Source organism: Leucobacter fengyongliangi, from assembly GCF_050971685.1.
GTDB lineage: Bacteria > Actinomycetota > Actinomycetes > Actinomycetales > Microbacteriaceae > Leucobacter.
In genome coordinates, this window is the sequence record NZ_JBPCEU010000003.1 from 190,850 (window position 1) to 215,172 (window position 24,323).

At 62.3% G+C, this 24,323-nt stretch carries 23 protein-coding genes, 1 rRNA gene and 1 pseudogene; 3 read left to right on the forward strand and 22 right to left on the reverse strand.

Annotation, left to right across the window (positions count from 1 at the left end):
* The first annotated feature begins 186 nt into the window (after window positions 1-186).
* On the forward strand, window positions 187-1,068 hold the full coding sequence (locus tag ACR0R4_RS03825) for an NUDIX domain-containing protein (RefSeq protein ID WP_433646013.1): 882 nt from the start codon (window positions 187-189) through the stop codon (window positions 1,066-1,068).
* A 116-nt stretch (window positions 1,069-1,184) separates the two neighbouring features.
* Here the strand turns inward: ACR0R4_RS03825 and rraA are convergent, their stop codons facing one another.
* Window positions 1,185-1,658 carry a ribonuclease E activity regulator RraA gene (gene rraA / locus ACR0R4_RS03830; RefSeq protein WP_433646014.1) on the reverse strand — a complete coding sequence of 158 codons (474 nt, stop codon included), beginning with the start codon at window positions 1,656-1,658 and terminating at the stop codon, window positions 1,185-1,187.
* 162 nt (window positions 1,659-1,820) lie between these two features.
* Between rraA and ACR0R4_RS03835 the strand changes: the two genes are divergently transcribed.
* Together ACR0R4_RS03835 and ACR0R4_RS03840 are read left to right on the forward strand one after the other, a co-directional pair.
* Window positions 1,821-2,459, forward strand: a complete 639-nt coding sequence (locus tag ACR0R4_RS03835; RefSeq protein WP_433646015.1) for a TetR/AcrR family transcriptional regulator — start codon at window positions 1,821-1,823, stop codon at window positions 2,457-2,459.
* Window positions 2,456-3,997 (forward strand): MFS transporter, encoded by a 1,542-nt coding sequence (locus ACR0R4_RS03840; RefSeq protein ID WP_433646016.1) that lies wholly within the window; start codon window positions 2,456-2,458, stop codon window positions 3,995-3,997. The genes ACR0R4_RS03835 and ACR0R4_RS03840 overlap by 4 nt, the downstream gene beginning before the upstream one ends.
* Window positions 3,998-4,006: 9 nt before the next feature.
* On the opposite strand, the gene ACR0R4_RS03845 is transcribed toward ACR0R4_RS03840, so the two are convergent.
* From ACR0R4_RS03845 to rrf, 21 genes and pseudogenes are all read right to left on the reverse strand, one after another.
* Window positions 4,007-4,366 carry a hypothetical protein gene (locus tag ACR0R4_RS03845; protein ID WP_433646017.1) on the reverse strand — a complete coding sequence of 120 codons (360 nt, stop codon included), beginning with the start codon at window positions 4,364-4,366 and terminating at the stop codon, window positions 4,007-4,009.
* Window positions 4,367-4,375: 9 nt separating this feature from the next.
* Window positions 4,376-5,971 carry a serine hydrolase gene (locus ACR0R4_RS03850; protein WP_433646018.1) on the reverse strand — a complete coding sequence of 532 codons (1,596 nt, stop codon included), beginning with the start codon at window positions 5,969-5,971 and terminating at the stop codon, window positions 4,376-4,378.
* Window positions 5,972-5,984: 13 nt separating this feature from the next.
* Window positions 5,985-6,467: a hypothetical protein gene (locus ACR0R4_RS03855; protein WP_433646019.1), complete on the reverse strand. Its 483-nt coding sequence runs from the start codon at window positions 6,465-6,467 to the stop codon at window positions 5,985-5,987.
* A 300-nt stretch (window positions 6,468-6,767) separates the two neighbouring features.
* Window positions 6,768-8,183 carry a ribosome biogenesis GTPase Der gene (der, locus tag ACR0R4_RS03860; RefSeq protein ID WP_433646044.1) on the reverse strand — a complete coding sequence of 472 codons (1,416 nt, stop codon included), beginning with the start codon at window positions 8,181-8,183 and terminating at the stop codon, window positions 6,768-6,770.
* Between the two features lie 122 nt (window positions 8,184-8,305).
* Window positions 8,306-9,034, reverse strand: coding sequence for a (d)CMP kinase (gene cmk / locus ACR0R4_RS03865; protein WP_433646021.1), 729 nt, complete (start codon window positions 9,032-9,034; stop codon window positions 8,306-8,308).
* Window positions 9,031-10,131 (reverse strand): prephenate dehydrogenase, encoded by a 1,101-nt coding sequence (locus ACR0R4_RS03870; RefSeq protein ID WP_433646023.1) that lies wholly within the window; start codon window positions 10,129-10,131, stop codon window positions 9,031-9,033. Before ACR0R4_RS03870 ends, cmk begins: the two co-directional genes overlap by 4 nt.
* A 167-nt stretch (window positions 10,132-10,298) precedes the next feature.
* Window positions 10,299-11,048 (reverse strand): annotated as a pseudogene (locus tag ACR0R4_RS03875) (pseudouridine synthase); the annotation flags it as partial.
* Window positions 11,049-11,142: 94 nt separating this feature from the next.
* Complete coding sequence (gene scpB / locus ACR0R4_RS03880) at window positions 11,143-11,718, reverse strand: SMC-Scp complex subunit ScpB (protein ID WP_433646024.1); 576 nt, start codon at window positions 11,716-11,718, stop codon at window positions 11,143-11,145.
* On the reverse strand, window positions 11,711-12,565 hold the full coding sequence (locus ACR0R4_RS03885; RefSeq protein ID WP_433646025.1) for a segregation and condensation protein A: 855 nt from the start codon (window positions 12,563-12,565) through the stop codon (window positions 11,711-11,713). The genes scpB and ACR0R4_RS03885 overlap by 8 nt, the downstream gene beginning before the upstream one ends.
* Window positions 12,566-12,572: 7 nt before the next feature.
* Complete coding sequence (locus ACR0R4_RS03890; protein WP_433646026.1) at window positions 12,573-13,427, reverse strand: ParA family protein; 855 nt, start codon at window positions 13,425-13,427, stop codon at window positions 12,573-12,575.
* A gap of 83 nt (window positions 13,428-13,510) precedes the next feature.
* The gene (locus ACR0R4_RS03895; RefSeq protein ID WP_433646027.1) at window positions 13,511-14,509 is read right to left on the reverse strand and encodes a site-specific tyrosine recombinase XerD; all 999 of its coding nucleotides are present in this window, start codon (window positions 14,507-14,509) and stop codon (window positions 13,511-13,513) included.
* A gap of 11 nt (window positions 14,510-14,520) precedes the next feature.
* A complete protein-coding gene (gene pyrG / locus ACR0R4_RS03900) occupies window positions 14,521-16,197 on the reverse strand; it encodes a CTP synthase (RefSeq protein ID WP_433646028.1) in 1,677 nt (558 codons plus the stop codon).
* Between the two features lie 65 nt (window positions 16,198-16,262).
* Complete coding sequence (locus ACR0R4_RS03905; protein WP_433646029.1) at window positions 16,263-17,531, reverse strand: AI-2E family transporter; 1,269 nt, start codon at window positions 17,529-17,531, stop codon at window positions 16,263-16,265.
* A 29-nt stretch (window positions 17,532-17,560) separates the two neighbouring features.
* The gene (gene recN / locus ACR0R4_RS03910; protein WP_433646030.1) at window positions 17,561-19,249 is read right to left on the reverse strand and encodes a DNA repair protein RecN; all 1,689 of its coding nucleotides are present in this window, start codon (window positions 19,247-19,249) and stop codon (window positions 17,561-17,563) included.
* The gene (locus ACR0R4_RS03915) at window positions 19,246-20,202 is read right to left on the reverse strand and encodes an NAD kinase (RefSeq protein WP_433646031.1); all 957 of its coding nucleotides are present in this window, start codon (window positions 20,200-20,202) and stop codon (window positions 19,246-19,248) included. Before ACR0R4_RS03915 ends, recN begins: the two co-directional genes overlap by 4 nt.
* Window positions 20,199-21,086, reverse strand: coding sequence for a TlyA family RNA methyltransferase (locus tag ACR0R4_RS03920; RefSeq protein ID WP_433646032.1), 888 nt, complete (start codon window positions 21,084-21,086; stop codon window positions 20,199-20,201). Before ACR0R4_RS03920 ends, ACR0R4_RS03915 begins: the two co-directional genes overlap by 4 nt.
* 11 nt (window positions 21,087-21,097) lie before the next feature.
* On the reverse strand, window positions 21,098-21,268 hold the full coding sequence (locus tag ACR0R4_RS03925; protein WP_433646034.1) for a hypothetical protein: 171 nt from the start codon (window positions 21,266-21,268) through the stop codon (window positions 21,098-21,100).
* Window positions 21,269-21,278: 10 nt separating this feature from the next.
* Entirely contained in the window at window positions 21,279-22,319 is a 1,041-nt protein-coding gene (locus tag ACR0R4_RS03930) for an HAD-IIA family hydrolase (protein ID WP_433646035.1), read from the reverse strand.
* On the reverse strand, window positions 22,319-23,059 hold the full coding sequence (locus tag ACR0R4_RS03935; RefSeq protein WP_433646036.1) for a tetratricopeptide repeat protein: 741 nt from the start codon (window positions 23,057-23,059) through the stop codon (window positions 22,319-22,321). The genes ACR0R4_RS03930 and ACR0R4_RS03935 overlap by 1 nt, the downstream gene beginning before the upstream one ends.
* A 14-nt stretch (window positions 23,060-23,073) precedes the next feature.
* Window positions 23,074-24,066, reverse strand: coding sequence for a hypothetical protein (locus ACR0R4_RS03940; RefSeq protein WP_433646037.1), 993 nt, complete (start codon window positions 24,064-24,066; stop codon window positions 23,074-23,076).
* Between the two features lie 135 nt (window positions 24,067-24,201).
* A 5S ribosomal RNA gene (rrf, locus tag ACR0R4_RS03945) occupies window positions 24,202-24,318 on the reverse strand.
* Window positions 24,319-24,323: the final 5 nt, after the last annotated feature.

Genomic DNA, 24,323 nt, shown 5'->3' on the forward strand with positions numbered 1-24,323 from the left:
AGCCTCACTATCGCTTCAGTGGGTGAATGCTGATCTTGCGAATGCTCAGACCCCTCCTCGCGGGAACGCGAAAACAGGCGCAAAGCACCAAAGAGAAATCCTATCTCGCTTCCCGCTGAATTTCAAGCTGAAGCATCGCACAATCACTCACCCGGATCTCCAATGGTGCCCGATACGCTGAAGTTTATGAGTGACACGAGAAACACGGGGGATGCTTGGGTCACCGCGGCTGACGGGCAGCGCTACTGGGGGCGCTTCGGTGCTGCGGGGCTGCTTGCGTACGATCCCAGCAAGGGCATCTTGCTGCAGCATCGCGTGAACTGGAGTGACCACGGGGGCACCTGGGGAATCCCAGGCGGCGCAAGACACGAGGGCGAAAGCGCTATCGACGGCGCCAAACGCGAGTCGCTCGAAGAAGCCGGGGCACCCATTCAGTCAACTGCCGCAATGTTCACGCACGTGCTCGATCGCGGCGGGTGGAGGTACACGACAGTCATCGCAGAGGTCACCAGGCCGTTTGAGCCGGAGATCACCGATGCCGAGAGCCACGAGCTCAGGTGGGTCGCGCTCAATCAGGTCGGCGCGTACCCGCTGCACCCGGGTTTTGCACAGAGCTGGAGGTTTTTGCAATCTCTCGTCGGACACCGCCCCGCCATCGTCGTTGACTCGGCGAATGTCATCGGTTCAGTGCCGAACGGCTGGTGGAAGGATCGACGAGGTGCACAGGAGCGGCTGCGCGATCGCGTGGCGAATGTTCTAGGAACGGGAATTCCGGCGGGCATGCTCGCCCTTACGCAGAGCGACTACCCAGGAATCGATCGTGTTTTCCCGCTATGGACACTGGTATCGGAAGGTGGCGCACGCGGCGTACCGTCGGTTCCCGGGGTCAACCTCGTTGACGCACCACTCCTCGGCGACGACACCATCGTCGCCGAGACGTGCCGTCTCATCGCGGAAGGGCGCCGTGTCACCGTGGTAACCGCCGACGAAGAACTCCGGGAACGGGTGTCCGCTGCGGGCGCTATCCTGCGGAGCCCACAGACGCTTCTGCGACACCTCCCGGCGTGACCTTCCCAAAATTTGCTCGCGCACGCAGCGCGCAATTTACAGTCGGGCCATCTCGCTCTTCCTTACTCGAACGGCGCCGTCCTGACCTCGTGATCCTCGGCGCGCGCCGAGCAGACTCAGCGTTCGACCAAGATACCGTCTCCGTCGCACCAGACCCAAGCGCCGGGGCGGAATGACGCTCCCCCGAAAGTGACGACAATATCGCTGGCCCCACTGCCAGTCTTCGTCGACTTTGCCGGGTTCGTGCCGAGAGCCTTCACGCCAAGCGGGAGCGTGCCGATGGCGGCGCTGTCGCGAATGGCACCATTGACAATCACACCAGACCAGCCGTGATCGACGGCAAGCGCGGCGATCAGATCCCCGACCAGCGCGGTGGCAAGCGATCCGCCACCGTCAACGACCAGCACCGCCCCCTCGCCCGGGGTCGCCAACACGGACTTCAAGAGCGCGTTGTCTTGGTGACAGCTGACCGTGCGAATGGGGCCGGCAAAGCCAGTCACACCTCCAAAATCTCGAAACTGTAGCGATACGGACTGCAACTGCTCCCCCCGCTCGTCATACAGATCGGCCGTGCTGATTGTGTCGCTCACTCGGGTACCCCATTTCTTCGGACCGCGGTCCAAGTCCTCGGGCCGCCAGCTCCACGTTACAGTGCCTGATCGGCCGAGTTGCAGAAGCGCCCACTTATGATGTACATCTGTACATGTACAAATGTACATCACTCCGTTCCGAGCTCGAAGGCGACATTTCCGATGGCTGCGCTCACCGCCCCAGAACCCGCACCGCTTCGTCCGCATCGCCGAGATCCACGTGCGCGCCGCCAGGCGATCGTTGCTGCTGCCGCTGAACTGATCGTGGAGGTGGGGCCCTCACGACTCACTCACCGGATGGTCGCGGCACGGGCGGGGGTCGCGCTGGGCTCCACGACGCAGTACTTTGTCTCGATTGATGAGCTCAGGGAGGCTGCGCTTCGACTCCTGGCCGACGAAATCGAGGAGGGCCTCGTCGAGGCACAGTCGGCCCTCGCCGAGTTCGATTCGGCGCCAGAGCAACTCGCTCAGCTCATGCATCGCTTTCTGAGCGACCCCAGGCAGGTTCACGCCGACATGGCCCTCGTTACGAGCGCCACCCAAGATCCGCGATTGCGTGCCATTGCACTGCGCTGGTACGACGGCTTGGTCGAACTCCTGTCCGCCCACCTCGGACCGGAGCGCGCAGAGCTCGCAGCTATCTTCTTCGACGGCGCCACGATGCACGCAGCGTTGCACGACGTTCCGCTGAGCGCTGAGCAGCTCGCACGCCTGTTTCGCACCATCGCCCGCATGCCCGAGCCTGCCCCCCTGGCAGCTGACACACAGGAGAAGGCCCCGACGGAGGCTTCCCCATCATGACTTTCCCCTCGCTTAAGATTGTCCGTGGTTCTCGTGTGCGGCGTTGGGCCGCTGTCGCGGTGCTCACCGCCAGTCTGCTCGTACTCATGATGGATATGACGATCCTCAACATCGCAATTCCAGACATGGCAGCATCTCTCCGGCCCACATCCGACCAACTGTTGTGGATCGTCGACATCTATTCCCTGGTTCTGGCCGGACTCCTGGTTTCCTGGGCCGCCGTTGCCGACCGCTGGGGGCGCAAGCGGATGCTCATGCTCGGCTATGTCCTCTTCGGCATCACCTCCGCTCTCGTTCTGTGGGCGACATCCGCTGAGACTGTCATCGCCCTGCGTGCGCTCCTGGGGGTGGGGGGTGCCATGATCATGCCCACGACCCTCTCGCTCATCCGCGTGGTTTTCACCGACCCGCGCGAGCGGGCCTCGGCACTCGGTATTTGGGCTGCGGTGTCCTCACTCGGGGCCGCGGTGGGCCCGCTCGTGGGCGGGTTGCTCCTCGAGCACTTCAGCTGGCATGCGGCGTTCCTGGTCAACGTCCCACTCATGCTCATTGCGTTCATCGCAGGCCTATGGCTCCTTCCGGAATCTCGGGTTGCCGAGCCCGGGCGTTGGGACTGGATCGGGGGAATCCTCTCGTTTTCAGGCATGATCCTGCTGGTCTGGGCCATCAAGATCTTCGGCAAAGCTGCGAGCTTTCTGGCTCTCGAGGGGTGGATCGCGCTGCTCGCCGGGGTGGCGCTGCTCGCCTGGTTCGGCGCGCGATGCTTGCGTCGCGCAGATCCGCTGCTCGACATGCGACTGTTTCGCAGCCGGACGTTTTCGGCAGGAATCATTGCGGCGCTGGGTTCCATGTTCGCGATGGGAGCGGCCCTCCTGCTCCTTGCGCAGTGGATGCAACTCGTCGACGGGACCAGCCCGGTCGAGGCTGGCATCCGCCTCTTTCCTGCCGCAATCGCCGGTGCCGTCGCCTCGCTTGCGGCCCCACCTGTCGCACGGAGGATCGGGGCCCGGGCCGTCCTCTCCGGCGGTGTCGCCGCAGCGGGGCTCGGCCTCATCGCCGTGGGCCTGCAGCCCGGCGCTCTGTCTCAGAGCACCGTGTTTGTCGCCCTCGTGCTGATCGGCGCGGGTTCCGGAGCCCTGGCAATCGGCTCTGCCATGATCATGTATGAGACCCCCGAGGAGAAGGCCGGAAGCGCCGCGGCCCTGGAGGAGACCTCCTACGAACTCGGCAGCGTGCTGGGAGTGGCGGTCCTCGGAAGTATCGCGGCGCTGCTCTATCGCGCCGAGTTTGCACGAGTGCTCGCGGCAACGCCCATCGACCCCGCGCTAGCGGCAAGTGCAGCTGAATCACTCGGTTCTGCCGTCGCCATCAGCCGGGAACTCGGGCTGGAATCTCTCGCCACCGATGCGGGTATCGCGTTTACCCACGCGCTGCAACTGACCGGGCTCGTCGGCGGTTGTATCATGCTCGGAATTGCCGCAACAACCTTTGCACTGACTCCACGTGGCACCGACGTGTCAGCGGTGCGTCACGCATGAGGTGAGTGGCTAGAAGTTCGTGCCGCTGAGCACCAAAATAAATCCGGGAATGGTGACCGCACCCACAATCCCAAGCACGAGTGCCGGGATCCACCGCAGATTCTTGGCGTGGGAGCGAATAAGCAACACGATCGAGAGGATGACCGCAACGAGCCCCACGAGCACCGCAGCTATCCCCGCTACGGGTAACACGAGAAGAGCTGTCACCATCGACCACCCGGGATCCCCGCTCGCCGCTGAGAGCAGCCCCAGTCCGATCGCAATCACCGGCACGGCGAACGCGATGATTCCCATGGTGAGGGCCGTGATCCCCAGCCCGCGAAAGGGAGGCGCTTGGGGAACGTGGGTCAGCGGCGCAGTCGACGTCATAGATTCAGACTATATCCGGGTGAAGGTGCCCAGCCCCGTGCCGTCAAACGAGGAGAGCCGCAGTCGCGATGCCGCCCCGTCGCCACCGACTTCAAAGGTCGCAGTGGCTCGCGAACCCCACGGAGCACTTTCCGAAATTGGCGAGTAGGCAAACGTCGCGCCGTCCCATTCCTCGAGTTCGAGCGCGACGCTCCCGTCGACACCGAGCCGCGCCATCAACATTTCGCCGTCACGTTCAACCGTGAGTGGCCCGAAATAGGGGCTCACGTAGTCGCCGATCAGACTCGCGTCTGACGGGGCCGCCTCAGGGTTCGCTGGGCGATCCACATCGACCAAATCGCCAACCGGTCCCATCATTGGTCCGAAGAAGGCCCCAAAATCGGCGACCCAGTCGCGGGTCACATCTCCGAATTGCACGATGTCGAGGAATGAGGCGGAGACTGCCTCGGGCAGACCGATCGGGGCTCCATTCGTGAGCACCACGATGCCCAGGTCGAGTTCGGGAACGACCTGGAAATTCGTTGCGGCACCCAGCACAAATGCCCCTGAGTGAGAGATGGACATCCGGCCACTCACCAGTGGCGACGCGTTGAAACCATGGCCGTAGTGCGCGGGGCGCTCAATGCCCGTGGCCGGGTGACTCGACACGATCTGCGGGCTCATCGCAGCGATGAGTGCCTCGCGATCCGCGATCTGAGTGCCCTCAAGTTCACCTTCGCCGAGCAGTACTCGCAGCCACTGTGCGAGGTCGTTTGCGGTCGACGAGACTCCGCCTGCGGGAGCTTCAGCGTCGGGGTCGCGATCGAACTCAGCGACATACTCGCCATCAATCACGGCATGCAAGAGGGCACGATCGGGGTGCGAGAGAAAGTCGTCGTGGCGGGCACTCGTCGATTCCATGCCGATCGGGTCAAATACGAGCTCGGCGACGAGCTCCTCCCATTCCTGGCCGCGGGCGGCCGCGACAGCTTCGGCACCAACGGTGAGGCCAAAATTCGAATAGTGATAGGTGGATCTGAAGTCGTCAAGGGGTTGTAGACGGAGGCGCTGCAAAATCGTGTCTCGGTCAAAACCCAGATCCTCGAGATCGTCGCCCGCGCCCGTGATGAGTCCCGTTCGATGCGAAAACGCATCACCAATGGTGGCCAGCTCGGTCAGCGTGGGGTCAGAGTACTCGAATTCGGGCAAGAACGTACGAATTGGGGTCTCCCACGAGACATCACCCTCGGCGATTGCTGCCGAGACAGCGGTCGCCGACAGCGGTTTCGACAGAGAAGCAATCTGGAAGACGGTATCGGGGGTGATCTCCTCGTTCGATCCAACCTCGCGCACGCCGAATCCGTCAGCGAAGACCACCTCGTCTTGAAACACGACGGCAATTGACATGCCCGGAACACCTGTGGCGTCCAGCCCCTGCTGCGCGATCTCTGGAAGCTGCTCGAGCGCACGCTGAACCTGTTCGTCGAGCGCGCCCGGGAGAGTGACCGCGTCAGAACTGGGCGTGTCTCCGACGGTCACCGCGACGGGCCTCGTGGCCGGTGATCCGCAGCCGGTCAGCACGAGTGCGACAAGGATGGTAACGGCAAATGCCGGACGGATACGCAATTTCAGGACGAGGCTACTGCCCGGCTGCCGGACTAACGACGTACGAGACCGAGACCTTCGAGCTGTCGTCCGAGTCGACGATGACAGTAAAGCCAACAAACCACTCTTGGCCGGTGAAGGAATACACCTTCATGTCCCCCATGTCCATCGTGGATTCACCCTCGTACCCCGCTGAGCGAAATTCTTCGAGCAACCGGTCAACCTCGGCCTGGTCAGTGAGGAAGGTTGCCGTCATGGTGTCTGCCGACTTCAATGACATCTGGATTTCACCGTCAGGAGTGGGAATGTCTGGCCATCCCTCCGGGAGTGCCGCGCCGCCCCCGGTATTGATATCGACCTGCCCACCGGTTGACTCTTCAGCGAGGCGCTCAATCGCCTGTTCAGTGCCCTGTTGTACCAACTGATCTATGGGGTTGGCGCAGCCCGTGAGCCCCAGGAGTAGGAGTGAACCAACTGTCGCAGAGGCAAGAAATGTGGTGAATCGCGCAGCCTGCATTGTGAACTCCGTCTCAACATGGACCTGTCTGAGTCACATCATGCCAGCCAGTCCAGGCCTCGGACAGTCCGGGCCGATAACGGTTTGTGAACGATGAGCCCGTGGGAACACCGACAGAGCCGCGCCGCGCATCCTCTCGGAAGCCAGAAATGGCTTCCTCAGAGAAGCATCAGCGTCGCTGACGCTTCTCCCGGAATCACGGGAGCTACTCCGACCCGCGGTCGTCGCACAACTCACAGCGCGGACAGAGCCGCGCCGCGCATCCTTTCGGAAGCCAGAAATGGCTTCCTCAGAGAAGCATCAGCGTCGCTGACGCTTCTCCCGGATGCGCATGTTGAGAACGATTGGACTGCCCTCAAATCCGTAGCGCTCGCGAAGCCGACGCTGGATGAACCGGCGGTAGCCCGGATCGAGGAAGCCGCTCGTGAAGAGCACGAAGGTCGGCGGACGATTCTGCACCTGAGTGCCGAAGAGGATCCGTGGCTGCTTTCCACCACGCAGTGGGTGTGGATGCTCCTGCACCAACTCGGCAATGAAGGCATTGAATTTCGCCGTCGGAATGCGGGTGTCCCATGAGTTGAGGGCGGTCTCGAGTGCAGGAACGAGTTTTTCGAGATGACGGCCGGTGCGCGCAGATATGTTGACCCTCGGAGCCCACGCGATGTGCGCCAGGTCAGTCTCGATTTCACGTTCCAGGTCGCGACGACGCTCATCATCAAGCAGATCCCACTTGTTGAATGCGAGCACGAGAGCGCGCCCCGACTCAAGAACGAGATCGATGATGCGCACGTCTTGCACACTGATCGGCTCGGTCACGTCGAGCATGACGACTGCGACCTCTGCTTTTTCGAGCGCCGCGGCGGTGCGCAGTGACGCGTAGAAATCAGCGCCCTGGTGCATGTGCACGCGACGACGAATTCCAGCGGTGTCAACAAACGTCCAGACCCTGCCAGCAAGCTCGATCTGTTCGTCAACCGGGTCACGGGTAGTGCCAGCGATGTCATTGACCACCACCCGTTCTTCGCCTGCAGCCTTATTCAGGAGGCTCGATTTGCCAACGTTGGGTCGGCCCAAAATAGCCACACGCCTGGGGCCGTCGAGCTTTGGTTTCGCCACAGCTGACTCTTTAGGCAATGCCTTCAGAACTACGTCGAGCAGATCTGCGACACCACGTCCGTGCAGCGCAGAAACCGGGTACGGTTCGCCGAGGCCCAGCGACCACAGCGCCGCAGCCTGGGGTTCCAGCACCGCGTCATCAACCTTGTTGGCGAGCAGGAACACCGGTTTGTTTGTGCGACGAAGCAACTGCACGACTCGCTCGTCAGTTGCAGTCGGCCCAACTCTGGAATCCACGACAAACATCACGGCATCGCACAGTTCGATTGCGACCTCAGCCTGAGCGGCAACGGACGCATCGATGCCCTTTGCATCCGGCTCCCAGCCGCCGGTGTCGACGAGCGTGAAGCGTGTGCCGTTCCACTCAGCCGGATAACTGACACGGTCGCGAGTCACGCCCGGAACGTCTTCAACGACCGCTTCTCGTCGCCCGATGATCCGGTTTACGAGAGCGGATTTTCCGACATTCGGCCTGCCGACAATAGCCACCACCGGGAGCGCCTCAGGCTGCGACTCGGTGAAACCGAGAAACTCCCCGTCTTCGCCGATGAGGTTGAGATCCTCATCTTCAAGCTCGAAAGCATCGAGGTTCGACTTCATCGCCCTCAGTCGCTCTTCGTCTGTCACGCCATCGTCGATGACGACCCCAGCGTCTTCCCCGATCATTGGGGATGACTCAGGGTCGAATTCCTCATCTGAAATTCCGTTGTCGTTGTGCTCGCTCATCGCGATGCTCCTCCCGTGGCCACGGCATGCGCCGAAGTAACCACATCAATGACAGCCTGTACCGACTGCCCAAAATCCAAGTTGCTCGTATCGATCTGCGTCACGCCGGCCGCGGGAGTGTGGAAATCAACCACCAGGGCATCCTTCGCGTCACGCACGCGCAGATCTTTCAATACTTGCTCGAGCGATGCACCCGCGAGCTCGCCCGCGCGACGGGCCGCGCGTACCTCCGGTGCCGCGGTGAGGAGTAGGCGCACGGGCGCGTGGGGAGCCACGACGGTGGTGATGTCGCGCCCCTCGATCACTACCCCTGGCAGCCCAGATGTCGCCACGATGTGCCGAAACAACTCATTCAGCATTTCCCTGACCCTCGGGTGCCGCGAGACCTGACTCACTCGACTCGTGATATCCGGATCGCGGATCGCCGCAGTCACATCGCTGTCGTCCCTCGATCCCGGCAGCCTGACCGCCACTCGCGGTTCCCCCCGCATCGTGATGGAGAACTTCCATCCGTTTAACAGTTCTGCAAGCGCCGACTCATCGTCAAGGTCAAGCCCCCCTTCACGAGCGGCCCAGGCCAACGCACGATAGGCCGCGCCGGTATCGAGAATCCCAAAGTCGAGTCTCTTGGCGGCTTCTCGCGAAACGCTCGACTTTCCGCTCCCTGCGGGCCCGTCGATCGCCACGAGGATCGGGGCTGGTGGTGCTGTGTTCGCAGCGTTCATAGCGTCCTCCAGCCGCGCTCGGTCAGGTCAGTGATGGCTTGTTCGGCCACGTCGGGCAAAACCGCGATCTCGGCGAAGCCGATCTGGGCGCCCGGCGAGTGCTCGAGGCGCAAGTCTTCCATGTTAATGCCTAGGTCTCCGAGCTCGGTGAGAAGGCTGGCAAGTTGACCGGGCCGATCGTCAATCAGCACGGTCAGCGTCACGAATCGGTCGCTTGAGCCGTGCTTTCCGGGAATCCGCGCGACCCCACGGTTTCCGGCTGCGAGAAGATCGGCGAGCTGGCGTCTCGCTCCTGGCTTATCCGGCGCGCGAAGAGCCTCGGTGAAGGCATCAAGATCGCCGCGAAACGCGTCAAGTGCCTCAACCACTGGGCCCCGGTTGGCTCCCAGAATCTGCACCCACAATTCTGGCTGACCCGAGGCGATCCGAGTGGTGTCTCGCAACCCTTGACCGGCGAGCCCGATCGCCTGTTCACTCGCAGAAACGAGCCGACCGGCAAGGAGGCTCGCGACGGCTTGCGGGAGATGAGACACCAGACCTACCGCAAGATCATGTTCCTGTGGGGTCATCTCGATGGGGGTGGCCCCGAGTTCGAGCGCCACGGCCTCAACAATTGCGAGCGCCTCGGGAGGCGTCTCCTCATCCCGACAGATCACCCATGGCCTCGCGGTGAACAGATCGGCGCGAGCCATAATTGCGCCGCCACGCTCCCTGCCTGCCATGGGGTGGGAACCCACGTAGTGGGTGAGATCCACACCCCGTCGCTGCAAATCGACGAACGGAGCGAGTTTGACGCTCGCGACGTCAGTGACCACTGAGGTGGGAAACGTGCGAAGCGCGCGTTCGATCACGTCCGCGGTGACATCGGGCGGAGTTGCGACCACAACCAACGCGGGCTCAGGGTCGCTCGGGAGGCGAGCACGCCCGGCACCGTAGTCGGTGGCCAGCGCGACGGTGGTCGGCGAAGCATCCTCAAGCGTCACCGTGACCCCTCGGTCACGCAGCCCGAGGCCGATACTGGCACCAAGCAGGCCTGCACCGATGACGTGCACCTGCCCGTTCACCCGGCTGGCTAGTCCTTCGCCTCCAAAACTCATCGCTTCCCTTCCACACCGCGGCCAGCTGTGCCGCCCTTCTGGCCCTTACCGGCACCCGCACGCGAGGCGCGCGAGTGCGGGTTGCCCTTCGCGGCGACTCCCCGCATACCGCGGGCTCCCTTCCCGTCGCCCGGGCGACCACCTGTCACTGATTCGCTGCCACCCACAGAGGCGTTGAGCAAGGCTCCTCGCTCGGCGTGCGACAACTCACGCATGTCGCCCACGCGTAGTGTGCCCAGGTGCAGTGGCCCAAACTGCCGCCGCACCAGTTCTTCGACCGGATGGCCGACGTCGGCGAGCATGCGACGAACAATCCGATTTCGCCCGGAATGAAGTGTGACTTCCACCAGCGAATGCTTCGGACCCGCTCCGGGCAACAGCTTTGCGGAGTCGACCTTGATTGGGCCATCATCGAGCTCGATGCCGTCGCGCAGCTTCTGGATCGTCGCCGGGGTCACGAGTCCGCGCACCTTCGCAATGTAGGTCTTCTGCACGCCGAACTTCGGATGAGCGAGCCGATGTGCGAGCTCGCCGTCATTCGTCAGCACAAGCAAACCTGAGGTATCTGTGTCGAGACGCCCCACATTGTAGAGCCGTTCACCAACGATCTCAACGAATTCGCGGAGGTCTGGCCGACCCTGCTCGTCAGACATCGTGGAGACGACACCGCGCGGTTTGTTCAGCACAAAGTACAGTTTCGATACGTCAAGTTGCACGGGAACGCCGTCGACACTCACGACGTCAAGCTCCGGATCGATGCGCGTGCCGAGCTCGCGCACAACCTCATCGTTGACCGTCACCCGCCCTCCAGTGATGAGCGCCTCGCAGGCTCGCCGCGAGGCAACGCCAGCGTGTGCGAGCGCCTTCTGCAGCCGCACACGTCCGTCGTCGTCAAAATCAGTGGATCCGCCAGACACCGGGCGATCCCAACCAAACTCGGCGAGATCAATCTCGACCGACTGCCCGTCAACCGAGAAGGATCCGCCGAATCCCACCGACTCGCGGCCAGAATCACGCTCTGAATTGTTCACTCTCAAACCCTTCGTTCGGGTCGTCCAGGAACGGAGCGATCGGCGGCAATTCGTCGATGCTCGCGATTCCCAGGTGACCAAGCAGCGCGTCGCCTGTGCCGTACAGAACTGCCCCGGTTTCCGAGTCATGCCCGGCTTCGGTAATCAGCCCGCGGCTGACAAGCGTTCGCACAACAGAATCGACATTGACCGCACGAATAGAGGCGATGGCACCGCGAGAAACCGGTTGCCGGTAGGCGATCACGGCAAGAGTTTCGAGCGCAGCCTGTGACAGCCTCTGCGGGCTGTGCTGATCCACAAAGTTCGATACGACAGCGTCGAGAGACTCTCGCACGAAGTAGCGGTAGCCACCGGCGATCTCGCGGAGTTCAAAGCCCCGCCGCGGGCCTTCCCCTCGCCCGTCATAGTCGGCCACCAGGGTAGCGATGGCCTCCCGAACCTCACGAACCGGGCGATCGGTCGCGGTGGCAAGCGCGACCACACTGAGCGGTTCGTCGGTGACAAGCAGTAGTGCCTCTAACTGCTCGTGAAGCGTATGATCGTCGTTCTTAGTCATAGTCTCCACCCAGCGTTGCCAACTCGTCGTCCGACCAGCTCTCGCCAACCCACTCGACACGCAGTTCACCCAGCGGCTCAGCCTGCTCGAACATCACGGCATCGCGCCGATATAGCTCGAGGATCGCAAGGAACCGCGCGACGATGACTCCGCGCTCGGTCACTCCCGAGGCGAGCTCGCGGAAGGTGTGTGCGCCACCCGTGCGCAACAATGAGACCACAATCGCCGCCTGTTCGCGGATCGACACGAGCGGGGCATGCAGGTGATCGAGACCGACCATCGGGATCTCACGAGGGGTGAATGCCAGAAGCGCGAGGGCCGCGAAATCTTCGACTGAAAGGGTCCACCTGAGCTCGGGGCCGCGCCGACGGAATTTAGCCTCAAGTGGCACTTGCCGAGGATGACGCGCCTCCTCAGCCTCGAGTCGCGCTTTGAACCAATCGCTCGCCTGTTTGAAAGCTCGGTATTGGAGCAGCCGCGCGAAGAGCAGGTCCCTGGCTTCGAGGAGCGCCACGTCCTCCGCATCGACGACTTCTCCCTGCGGCAGCAGGCTCGCGATCTTGAGATCAAGCAGCGTCGCGGCGACAACGAGAAACTCGGAGGCCCGATCAAGCTGCGACAGATCGCTCCCCTCAATGTCAGAGAGGTATGCGATGAACTCGTCCGTCACCAGGCTGAGCGATACCTCAGTGATGTCGAGTTCATGCTTCGAGATGAGATTCAGCAAGAGATCGAATGGGCCGTCGAAGACCTCAAGCGACACCCGGAAGGCATCCTCGGGCAGTCCTGAGCCGTCGTGCGCGTCGTGCGCGCCCGGCTCTTCGAGATCCGTTGATAGCGCGGTCATGACAGAGTCAGGCAATCGTGCCGCGAGCAACCAACTCACGAGCGAGCTGCAGATACGCCTCAGAGGCCGGGTTACTGGGCGCGTAGTCGAGGATCGGCTTCGCAGCCACAGAGGCATCGGGGAGTTTGACCGTGCGCCCGATCACCGTGTCGAAGACTTTGTCGTCGAAGGTGTTGACTACCCGTTCCAAGACCTCGCGCGCGTGCAGGGTTCGTGAGTCGTACATGGTTGCGACGATGCCATCGAGCTCAAGCTGCGGGTTGAGGCGGTCTTTGACCTTCTCAATCGTTTCGATCAGCAGCGCCACCCCGCGCAGGGCAAAATACTCACAGGCCAGCGGAATGAGAACCCCGTGACTGGCCGTAAGTGCGTTGACGGTGAGGAGGCCGAGCGACGGCTGGCAATCGATCAGGATGACATCATAGTCAGGAGCGACCTTGCGCAATACGCTCGCGAGGATCTGCTCCCGCGCCACCTCACTGACCAGGTGAACCTCCGCGGCAGAGAGATCGATGTTCGCCGGAATCACGTCGAGGTTCGGAGTTTCGGTGCGCTGAATCACGACCGACGGATCCTTTTCGTGACCCAGCATCAGGTCGTAGATCGTCGGCACGTCGTGCGCGGCAACGCCCAGACCTGCGGACAAGGCACCCTGCGGGTCGAAATCCACCGCCAGAACTCGTCGACCGTATCGCGCGAGGGCTGCGCCGAGGTTGATCGTTGTTGTGGTCTTCCCCACGCCACCCTTTTGGTTGCACATCGAGATGATGCGCGCTGGCCCGTGGCGATCAAGCGTTTTCGGTACCGGGAAGAAGCGCTCGGGCCGACCTGTCGGTCCCAGCTTTGACGCACTCTGTGCCACCCGGGTGCCCCTTTCGTTCGCTGCCCTAACACGCAATCCTATCGCGCCGGGCCCTCGTCAGAACTTCGTGTCACGTAACACCCCTATCTCGCCCGCGGATGCGCAGACAAATAGTGCTCTCGAAGCGTTTCTGCGGTGACGTGAGTGTAGATCTGGGTGGTGGTCACCGAGGAATGACCAAGCAGTTCCTGCACGCTGCGCACGTCGGCACCGCCTGCCAAGAGGTGGGTGGCAAACGAATGCCGGAGCGTGTGTGGTGACACGTCGCCCGAGATCTGTGCCCGGTCAGCGGCCGCACGAATCGCAAGCCAGGCGCTCTGCCTTGAGAGTCGCCCCCCTCGCGGCCCGACGAAGAGGGCAGGTGTGCCCTTCCCCGCGGCGATCATGATGGGCCTCGCACGCACGAGGTAGGCCGAGAGCGCGCGGCCCGCGTAGCTCCCGTAGGGCACGATTCGCTGCTTCGATCCCTTACCCAATACGCGGAGCAACCCACCACCCTCGAGTGCCTGCATTGGGTTCGCCCAGGCATCCCCCTCACCGGACGCTGCCAAGAGATCATCCACATCGAGGCTGGTAACTTCGCTGATGCGCGCCCCACTTGCGTAGAGGAGTTCGAGCAGGGCACGATCCCGGAGTTCAACTACGCCCTCTCCCACTGTGGCAGAAAGCAACGCCTCTACCTGCTCAATCGAGAGCGCCTTCGGGAGCCGCAAGCCCGGCTTGGGTGTGCGTACCCCGCGAGCTGCGTGAGTCTGCAGATCCCCTTCTTCAAACAAAAAGCGGTGCATCCCTCGCACGGTCGACAGGCGTCGGGTAATCGTTCCCACAGAGAGCGCACGTGTGTGGGCAGGCGAAACGTCCTCCCCCACGAGCCCGCGCTGTCGCTCGCCGCCGTTGAGCTCGGCTACGTAGTCGGCAAGCGTGTCAGGGGTCACCTGTTCGAGGCTCTCGATGCCTCTCCCCGAAAGCCAGGCCCCGTAGGCTGCAAGGTCGCGTCGGTAGGCCTGTTGTGTGTTCTGAGAAAGTCCGCGCTCAATGGTGATGTGGCGCAAGTAGCGGGCGGATCCCGCTTCCGGCCGCATTCCGCTTCGCCCTAGGCGTCAAACAGCCGAGTGGATTCTCGGCGCGTGATCGCGGCATCAACGAGACCCGCAAAGAGCGGATGCGGGGTGCCTGGCCGCGAACGAAGTTCAGGATGTGCCTGCGTAGCAATATAAAAAGGGTGCGCCTCGCGTGACAGCTCAACGTATTCAACGAGTTGACCGTCGGGGCTCGTGCCCGAGAATACGAGACCTGTGGCAGAAATCTCGTCGCGATAGCGGTTGTTCACCTCGTAGCGGTGACGGTGGCGCTCTTCGGAACTGTTTGCCCCGTACAGCTCGGCCGCCAGCGATCCCTCTGCAAGCCGCGCCTGATACAGGCCTAAGCGCATCGTGCCGCCGAGATCACCGCCGTCGATGATCTCAACTTGCTCGGCCATGGTCGCGATAACTGGCACGTCTGTGTCGGGATCAAATTCGGTTGAGGAGGCTCCAGGGAGGCCAGCGACGTTTCTGGCGTACTCGATGACCATGCACTGTAGCCCGAGGCAGAGACCCAGAGTCGGGATGGCGTTTTCGCGCGCGAATCGAAGGGCCCCGAGCTTTCCTTCAATTCCTCGAATGCCGAACCCACCGGGAACACAGATGCCGTCGACATCGCCGAGTGCGGCACGGGCACCTTCAACCGTTTCGCAGTCATCGGAGGCCACCCACTTGATGTTGACCTTGGTCGAGTGCGCGAAGCCCCCTGCCCGGAGTGCCTCGGTGACCGACAAGTAGGCATCTGGAAGATCGATGTACTTGCCCACGAGGGCAATGGTCACCTCACCCTTGGGGTGATGAACAGCGTCAAGCACCGGCTGCCAACCAGACCAGTCGACCTCGGTGACGCGATCGGTGAGTTCGAGATGCTCGACAATCGTCTGATCGAGTCCCTGGTCGTTCAGGAGCTTTGGCAGGTCGTAAATGCTCTTCACATCGATGGCATTCACCACCGCCGCTTCATCGACATCACACATCAGAGCAATTTTTCGGAGATTGTCTTGCGTGACGGGCCGATCGCTGCGAAGCACGAGCGCGTCTGGCTGGATGCCGATTGAGCGCAACGCCGCCACCGAGTGCTGCGTGGGCTTCGTCTTCTGCTCGCCCGAGGCCCCCATATAGGGCACCAGAGAGACGTGAACGAAGATGACGTTCTTACGTCCGAGTTCGTGGCGCACCTGACGGGCTGATTCGAGAAACGGCTGCGACTCAATGTCGCCGACCGTGCCACCGATCTCGGTAATAATGACATCTGGCTGCGGAGTCTCTTCCGACTGCAGGCGCATGCGTCGCTTGATCTCGTTCGTGATGTGCGGAATCACCTGAACGGTGTCGCCGAGATACTCCCCTCGACGCTCCTTGGCGATCACCGTCGAGTAAATCTGACCGGTCGTGACGTTCGCCGCCTGCGAGAGATTGATTCCGAGGAAACGCTCGTAGTGGCCAATGTCAAGGTCGGTCTCTGCCCCATCGTCGGTCACGAAAACCTCTCCGTGCTGGAACGGGTTCATCGTGCCTGGATCGACGTTGAGATACGGATCCAACTTCTGCATGACGACGTGCAAACCTCGAGCTGTCAGCAGATTGCCGAGACTCGCCGCCGTTAACCCTTTGCCAAGAGAGGAGACCACACCCCCGGTCACGAAGATATGTTTCGTTATTCCGGCTGTATTCCGCTCTACTCCCACGGGCTTCAATCCTATCACTCCTTATGCGCCGCCGGTTGCCAAGTCACAGAACCCAGACCTGTGGTCTACTTGAGTTCTTGCCTCGGCACCCACACTTGTTTGATGATCATCAGCACCATCGCGGTGACGGGAATCGAGATGAGAGCCCCCAACAGACCGAGCAGGGTGCCGCCCGCCAGTGCACCGATGACCACCAGCGAACCCGGCACCGAGACGACGCGATTCATAATGCGCGGGGTCAGCACATACGACTCAATCTGCATGTAGATGAGGTAGTAGATCGCGGCGATGAGTGCGGTGGTGGGCGATTCGAAGAGCGCCACAGTCGAGACCAAGATGGTCGCCATCACAGAACCGATGAGTGGAATCATGGCGAGCAAGAAGACACCCACCGCGACGAGTCCTGCGAAGGGCACTCCGACAATTGACATCATGACGAAACCGAGAATTGAGTTTGTGAGCGCCAGAACAACCATGCCACTCACATATCCGCCGACGGACTTGGTGATCTGTTCAGTGATGTCAATCACCTTGGCGCGGTTGCTTCGCGAAACGATGTTGTAGAAGGCGCGCTTCGTTGCATGCAAAGACGCAAGAAAATACAGGCTCAGAATGAGCACCACGATCATGGCGGTCAATCCATTGGCGATTCCGATACCGGCCTCCCAAACTCCCCCCGCAACCTGCGCCCAGTTCTCAGGTTTCCCAACAAAGTCCTGTGCCATGCCGAGCAGTCCCTCGAAATCGACGTACGCCCCGAAGGTGTCTTGCAGGGTGAGGTACCACTCCTGATTCTGCACGTCAACGAAGTAGCTGGGAGCGGTCCTGACAAGTTGCCCAATCTGAGTCGCCAGCATCGGGATAACCGCGGCGAGGATTCCGCCCACGACCAAGAGGAACCCGCCAAATACGATTCCGATACCGAGGGGACGCTTGACCTTCCGCCTCTCGAGCCAGCGCACGACAGGGTCGAGAGCCAGAGCAATAAAGAGACCACCAACCACATACATGATGATCACGCTGAGTTGCCCGATCATCTGACCGAACAGAATTGCCACGAGAGCACCCAGGGTGATCACGAAACCGAGTTGGAATGGGCTGCGCACGACAAACTCACGCACGTTCACCTGCCGCCCAGCCTCGCCCTCCGCGTCTTCCTTGGCCGCAGCCCGCGCATCGCGATACAGCGCACGCGTTTCTGCATCGAGCTGCTCGAGATCTGCGTGCACCACATCTGGGTGGGTGTCGAGATAATCGGCACGCTCCTCAGCCGTCACAGGAAGTTCGCCGCCGAGCCCGATTGCACCGCGCTCGCGGCGCCAAAACATCTTCATGTTGGGAGCGTAGCACCGCCCTCAGTCATTCAGACGGAGGTACCCAGTTCGAGCAGTTCGGCGGCATGCTCAAGCGCGCTCTGGGAATCCGAGAGGCCCGACAGCAACCTCGCCATTTCGGCAAGTCGCTCATTTCCGCTCAGTCGGCGACACGAACTCTCCGTGAACCCGCCCGAAGAATCCTTCGCAATCTGTAAGTGGTTGTTTGCGAACGCCGCGACCTGAGCGAGGTGCGTCACGACGATCACCTGAGAGGTTTGCGCAAGCCGCGCAAGGCGCCTGCCAATCTCGATAGCCGCGGCTCCTCCAACCCCCGAATCCACCTCGTCAAACACGAACGTGGGCACCGGATCCACGGCCGCCACAACCACCTCGAGAGCCAGCATGACTCGAGAAAGTTCGCCACCTGAGGCACCCTTAGCGAGCGGCCGCGGGGCAGCCCCTGGGTGTGGCTGCAACAAGAGTTGCACCTCGTCTGCGCCGGTCCGGCTGGGCTCTGCGGGAATAATCTCGACAATGAACCGGGCATCAGGAAGTGCGAGTTCGCGCAGTTCTTTGCTGACCAATTCGCTGAGGGTGGATCCCGCGGCATGCCGGGCGGCCGATAGCGCCTGCGCCAACTCTTGTTCCCTCGCGCCGAGCTCGCGCGCGCGCTCCTGGAGCTGGTCGATGCGTTCGTCGTCGCCCTCGAGCTCGGTGAGACGCTCTATTCCCGCTCGCGAGTGCGCAATTACCCCGGCCGCATCGGTGCCGAACTTGCGAAGGAGCCCGTGAAGTAGCGCGAGTCGCTCGTTCGCCCGAGCAAGCTCCCCCGGACCCTCTTGATCGAGATCGCTGGCGTACACCGCGAGTTCTCTGGCCGCGTCGTTGACCTGCGCGCTCAAGCTGCGAAGCGTGTCTGCGAGCGAGGAGAGCTGCGCGTCGCTCGCAGAGACTCGGTCGAGCTGCCGCAGAGCGGTATCGATGAGCGAACTTGCGTCTGCTCCGAACGGGTCACTCGAATCTGCGGAGAGCGCGAGATTGGCAGCCGCGGTGGCTGATCGCAATTCCTCAAGATTGCTCAGCCTGGCGATGTGTCGCCGTAACTCGTCTTCTTCTCCTGGCTGAGGATCAACAGAGGCGATCTCTTCGAGTTCCTCGCGCAGCTGGGCCGCCTCCCGGGAACGCTCATCTCGCGATGCCGTGAGATCGGCGACTTCGGCAGCGAGCTCGCGCCGCTTTGCGTGCGCAGCCTGAAATTCAGCAAGCAGAGCCTGCAGTTCCCCGCCGCCGAAGCGATCGACCATCTCCCGCTGGGCCGCCGCGCTGCGAAGCCGCAGTTGCTCACTCTGCCCGTGTACGGCAAACAGCCGCTCAGCTAGCCTGGTGAGCGCCCCGACTGGTGCCGCCGACCCTCCCACACTCGCACGACTACGGCCCTCGGAGCTTACTGTTCGAGTGAGCGCAAGGTCTCCGTCTGCGATGTCTCCGCCGATATCCTCCACAAGCTTCGCAACGAATGGATCAGCGGTGCGAATGAGACCGCCCACGCGTGCCGCGTCAGCGCCGGTGCGGACCGCGCCCGCGTCAGAGCGCTCACCCATGAGGAGCCCCAGTGCGGTGACGATCATCGTCTTTCCCGCACCGGTCTCGCCAGTGATTGCGGTGAACCCGGGGCCAAGCTCAAGCGTGGCGTCAGCGATGACTCCCAGATCCCGAATGCGCAGCTCTTCGATCACGGTGCCGCCTTCTCGTTCGGGGAGGATGCTTCCTGGGTCGAAGACGCACGACTCCCGCGCCAGCCGGCGACGGGAAGGTGAAACTTGTTCACGAGACGCTCTGTGAATACCGCTTTGTCGATGCGCGCAAGCCGCACAGGGAGCGTTGACCGGCTCACCTGCACCACCGCTCCGGCGGGCAACTCCGTGCGACGTCGTCCATCACACCACAGCACGCCCAGTCCCACGTTTTCGGGCAAGATTTCGACCGTCAGCACCGAATCAGGACCGACCACGAGCGGGCGGTTGAAGAGTGCATGCGCCGCAATAGGAACGAGAAGCATCGCTTGCACACTCGGCCAGACAATGGGACCGCCAGCCGAAAATGAGTACGCGGTCGATCCCGTGGGGGACGCGAGCACGACACCGTCGCAGCCGAACGACGACAGCGGACGCCCGTCCACTCCGATCGCGACCTCCAACATGCGTTGCCGTTTCTCTACGCTGGCTTCGTTGAGGGCCCAGGTCTCGGCGAGTAGCTCCCCGTCGGCTGTCGCACGAACGTCGAGGGTGAACCGCTCCTCCACGGTGTATGCCCCGGCGAGTACTCGTTCAACCGTGAAATCGAGGCTGTGCGACTCGGTCTCAGCGAGAAAGCCGACGTGACCGAGGTTCACCCCCAGGATGGGGCAAGAGACTCCTCGCAGGAGTTCAGCGGCGCGAAGAATCGTTCCATCACCCCCGAGTACCAGCGCGATCTCAAGAGTGTCCGGCGCGACATCGCGTCCGAGCTTGGCCGTGAGCGCCGAGTCGAGATGCGGCTCGAAGTCCTCGCGGTCACTCGCTGGCATGACCACGATGACCCCGGCTTCACGAAGCCGATGCACCACACTCACCGTTGCGGCGATGGCTTCGGGACGCGCCGTATGCGATACAACCAGGATCCGCCTGGTCTCAGCACTGCCCTCAGTCATCGATCTCCCCCGTTGAGTCCGGTCGTGAGTTTCTCCGTGGCCTCTTCTCGGGCTGCGCCCATGGTGAGTTCACGTATCCGCTGTTCCCATTCTGTCGGATCGGCAGGTTCACCCGCCCCGAAATGCACAACATATTCCTGGTTCCCGCTGCCGCCCGTAATCGGCGACGGAATGAGTCCGCGAGTGACAAACCCGAGCTCCGCCGCAGCCCGGAGTACCTCGAGCACCGCGGAAGCCGCGGCACGGGGATCGACAACAATGCCGTCACGCACTCCCTGTCGACCGACCTCGAATTGCGGCTTTACGAGCAGCACCAGGTCGGCGCCAGGGTCGGAAACTCTTGCAATTGCCGGGAGTACCAGCGTCAGTGAGATGAACGAGAGATCCGCCACCACCACCTGCGGCTTCTCAGTACCCCCGGTGACCGCGGCAAGAGTGTCTGGGGTGAGTTCGCGTGCGTTGCATCCCTCCACGACCTGCACTCTCGTGTCTGCGCGAAGCTCCGCAACGAGCTGCCCGTGGCCGACATCAATCGCGAATACCTCGCGGGCTCCCCGCTCAAGCAGCACCTGAGTAAACCCACCAGTAGATGCCCCCAAGTCAAGCGCCAGCTTGCCCCTCACCTGCACGTCGAACTCGTCAAGCCCGGCTATAAGTTTGTGTGCCGCACGGCTCACGTAGAGGTCTGGCCGTGTGACTTCAACAGTGGATCCCGCGGCCACTCGGAGCCCTGCCTTCGCGGCCTGCGTGCCGTCCACCCGCACCACACCCGCGGAAATCAACTCTGCGGCTTGACTTCGCGAACGCGCGAGTCCGAGTTCAGGCAACACCAGGTCCAAGCGCGAGCGCTCACCGGACCACCTTGCGGCACGTCCCGATTCCATCGGAATATCGCTCACCTTGAGTCGCTCAACCCAGGTTCGTGGTCGCTTCGCTGCAGTTCTGAGAGCAACTCCTCAGCGAGTTGGTCGTACCCAGTGGATCGCCGCTCGAGCGGCTGTGCCTCGATGACCTCGATGCGCCCCAGCAGACTTCCCTCATCAGTATTCGCTTGCCTCTCGCTCATGCGATTCAGACTACCGCCAGTGGTCTTCGTAGAGTTCTGCAGGAACCTGGAGTCCGTAGATCGCGAGGCCGGAGGCCCAGATCGCCGCACAGCCAGCACGGAGCAGATCGATGGGCGAAGGGCCGCGATCCACAATCTCAACAACATTGCCAGTCATGCGAACTCGCGCCGCACCGACCCGCGCGGTACCGTCGGAGCTGACCTCGGTGGCAGGGTACTGCTCGTGCAGCTCTGCAAGCGTGGCCACAATGAAATCGGGGCGCATGTCAGCACTGGCGGCAACGAGCTGCTTCGGGCGATCCACGCCTGTCAACACGTGTAGCGCAGGTATCCCGGCGGCCACCGCCCCCTTGATATCGGTGTCGAGACGGTCGCCAATCATCAACGCATTGCGTGTGCCGAATCGACCGAAAGCGGTCTCGAAAATCGCGGGTTCTGGCTTGCCCGCAAACACCGGAAGCCGCTGCACAGCAGTGTGTACCGCGGACACGAGTGTGCCGTTTCCCGGCGCGAGACCGCGCGCCACCGGAATCGTCCAATCGGTATTCGTCGCGATCCACGGAAGCACCTCACCCCCAGGCTGCTCCGCAAGCGCAAAAGCAGCCTCAGCGAGGTGTTCCCACCCGACGTGCGGTGCGAACCCCTGCACCACTGCGGCGGGGGCGTCTGCGGCGCTCCTGGTGATGCCAAAGCCGGCCTTCTCGAGTTCGTCGACCAGGCCATCACCACCCACAACGAGCACCAGTGATCCAGCGGGTACCGTTCGGGCGAGTAACTGCACCGCAGCCTGCGGGGAGGTCACAATGTGTTCAGGGCTGGCCTCAAGCCCGAGGCCGCGCAGGTGCGCGGCAACATCGCGATCGGTTCGGGAAGCGTTATTGGTGACGTACCCAAGTTGCGCATCCCGACCAGCTCGATTGAGGTGTTCAATCGCGCCAGGGATCGCACCCTCGCCACGGTAGACAACCCCATCGAGGTCGACGAGGAGAAGCTCCCGGCCCGACAGTGGGGCCGGGCCGAGAGCAGTCCCTCGCTTCCCGAACCACGCCATTAGCGCTCGCCGCCCTCTGGCCCACTTTCGTTCGACACCACGTCGTTCGGCTGGGCATCTGACTCGTCCACGTGGGTCACCGTATTCTCGACCTTCGCTTCTGCGTCTGCGTCTGCATCTGCATCTGCGTCTGCCTCAAAGTAGTTGGCATCGAATTCGTCTGAATCAGCCTCACCTGGCTCCTCCCAGACTTCAAAGACCTCTTCTGAACCGTCGGCGCCGTAGTGCTCTTGAAGCGCCACATCTGCCTGGGCCGCACGAGCACTCCATGTGGCTGCCTCGGCGTCACGACCGAGGTCTTCAAGCACATTCGCGTATGCGGTGAAGAGATCGGGACTCCAGCTGAATGCACGCTTGGGATCGAGCTCGGGGATCTCCAATTCGAAGAGCGCTTGCTGTGTCTGACCGAGGTCGAGCCTGGCACCTGACATCGCAATGGCAAGAAGCACTCGCTGTTCCGTGTCAAGATTTTGTGCGTCGGCGTCGAGACCGGTCTCGATCGCCTTCTCGGGACGGCCCAGTCCGCGTTCGCAATCGACCATCAGCGCGAGATGCCCATGAGAGCCGCTGAGTCGGCGGTAGGTTCGCAGCTCGCGCAGAGCAAGAGCAAAGTCGCCGGTTCGGTATGCAGTAATAGCGAGCGTCTCGCGAGCAACTGGGATCCGCCCAGCTCTCCGGCTTGCTGAAATCGCGTGCTGGTGAGCGAGCTCCGGGTCAGTGTCAATGAGCTGGCCAACCATCGCCAGATGCCTGGCTACACGTTCCTGAACAGCCTCCTGCAGAGTCTTGAGCTCATTCCGAGCTGAAGGGTGCAGGTCCTTGGCACGGACATCGTCGGGAATCTCGGGATCAAAGTGCTCGGTGCGCACCGGTCGAAGCTCGTGAGCCAGACGCTCTGCGTCGGTAAACTCGCGATCGGCACCGCCGCGGTCGCTGCGACCGCCGCCTCGGGTACCCCCGCGCCCGAGATCTTTCCCTGTTCGCTCAGGCCGACCTTCTCTACCCTGGTATCCACCCTCACGCTTGGGCCCATCGTTACGACCCTGGTACCCGGAGCCTTCACGACGCGGAGCATCGTTCCGACCCTGGTAGCCGCCCTCACGACGCGGTCCGTCATTACGGCCCTGGTAGCCGCCCTCACGACGCGGGGCATTGTTCCGACCTTGGTAGCCACCCTCACGCTTAGGCCCATCGTTACGACCCTGATACCCAGAACCTTCACGACGCGGAGCATCTTTCCGACCCTGGTAGCCGCCCTCACGACGCGGTCCGTCATTACGGCCCTGGTAGCCGCCCTCACGACGCGGGGAATCATTACGCCCCTGGTAGCCACCCTCACGCTTAGGCCCATCGTTACGACCCTGATACCCAGAACCTTCACGACGCGGAGCATCATTACGACCCTGGTAGCCACCCTCACGACGCGGTCCGTCATTACGCCCCTGGTAGCCACCCTCACGCTTAGGCCCATCGTTACGACCCTGGTATCCGGAACCCTCACGACGCGGAGCATCGCTCCGACCCCGGTACCCACCCTCACGACGCGGTCCGTCATAACGCCCCTGGTAACCGGAACCTTCACGACGCGGAGTATCGTTCCGACCCTGGTACCCACCATCACGACGCGCGCGATCGTCACCCTGATTGCGTGAACTGCGGTCTCGGTTTCCCTGCCCCCCACGATTGCGGTCATCGCGACCGCTGCGTCCGCGATCACTGCCTTCGCGGTTCGACTCGAAACGGTCACTCATACTATTTCCTCCTGGGTGGGCGGGTGCCCAGTATCACTATTCAGATTTGAAGTTTAAATGCGAAAAGGGCCGCCCAGATCGAAGCACCAACTTTGGTAACTTCTCTCTGAACGACCCTTCTCTATGAAGAGGTCCGGCGGTGTCCTACTCTCCCACACCCTCCCGAGTGCAGTACCATCGGCGCAGTCAGCCTTAGCTTCCGGGTTCGGAATGTAACCGGGCGTTTCCCTGACGCTATAACCACCGTAACACT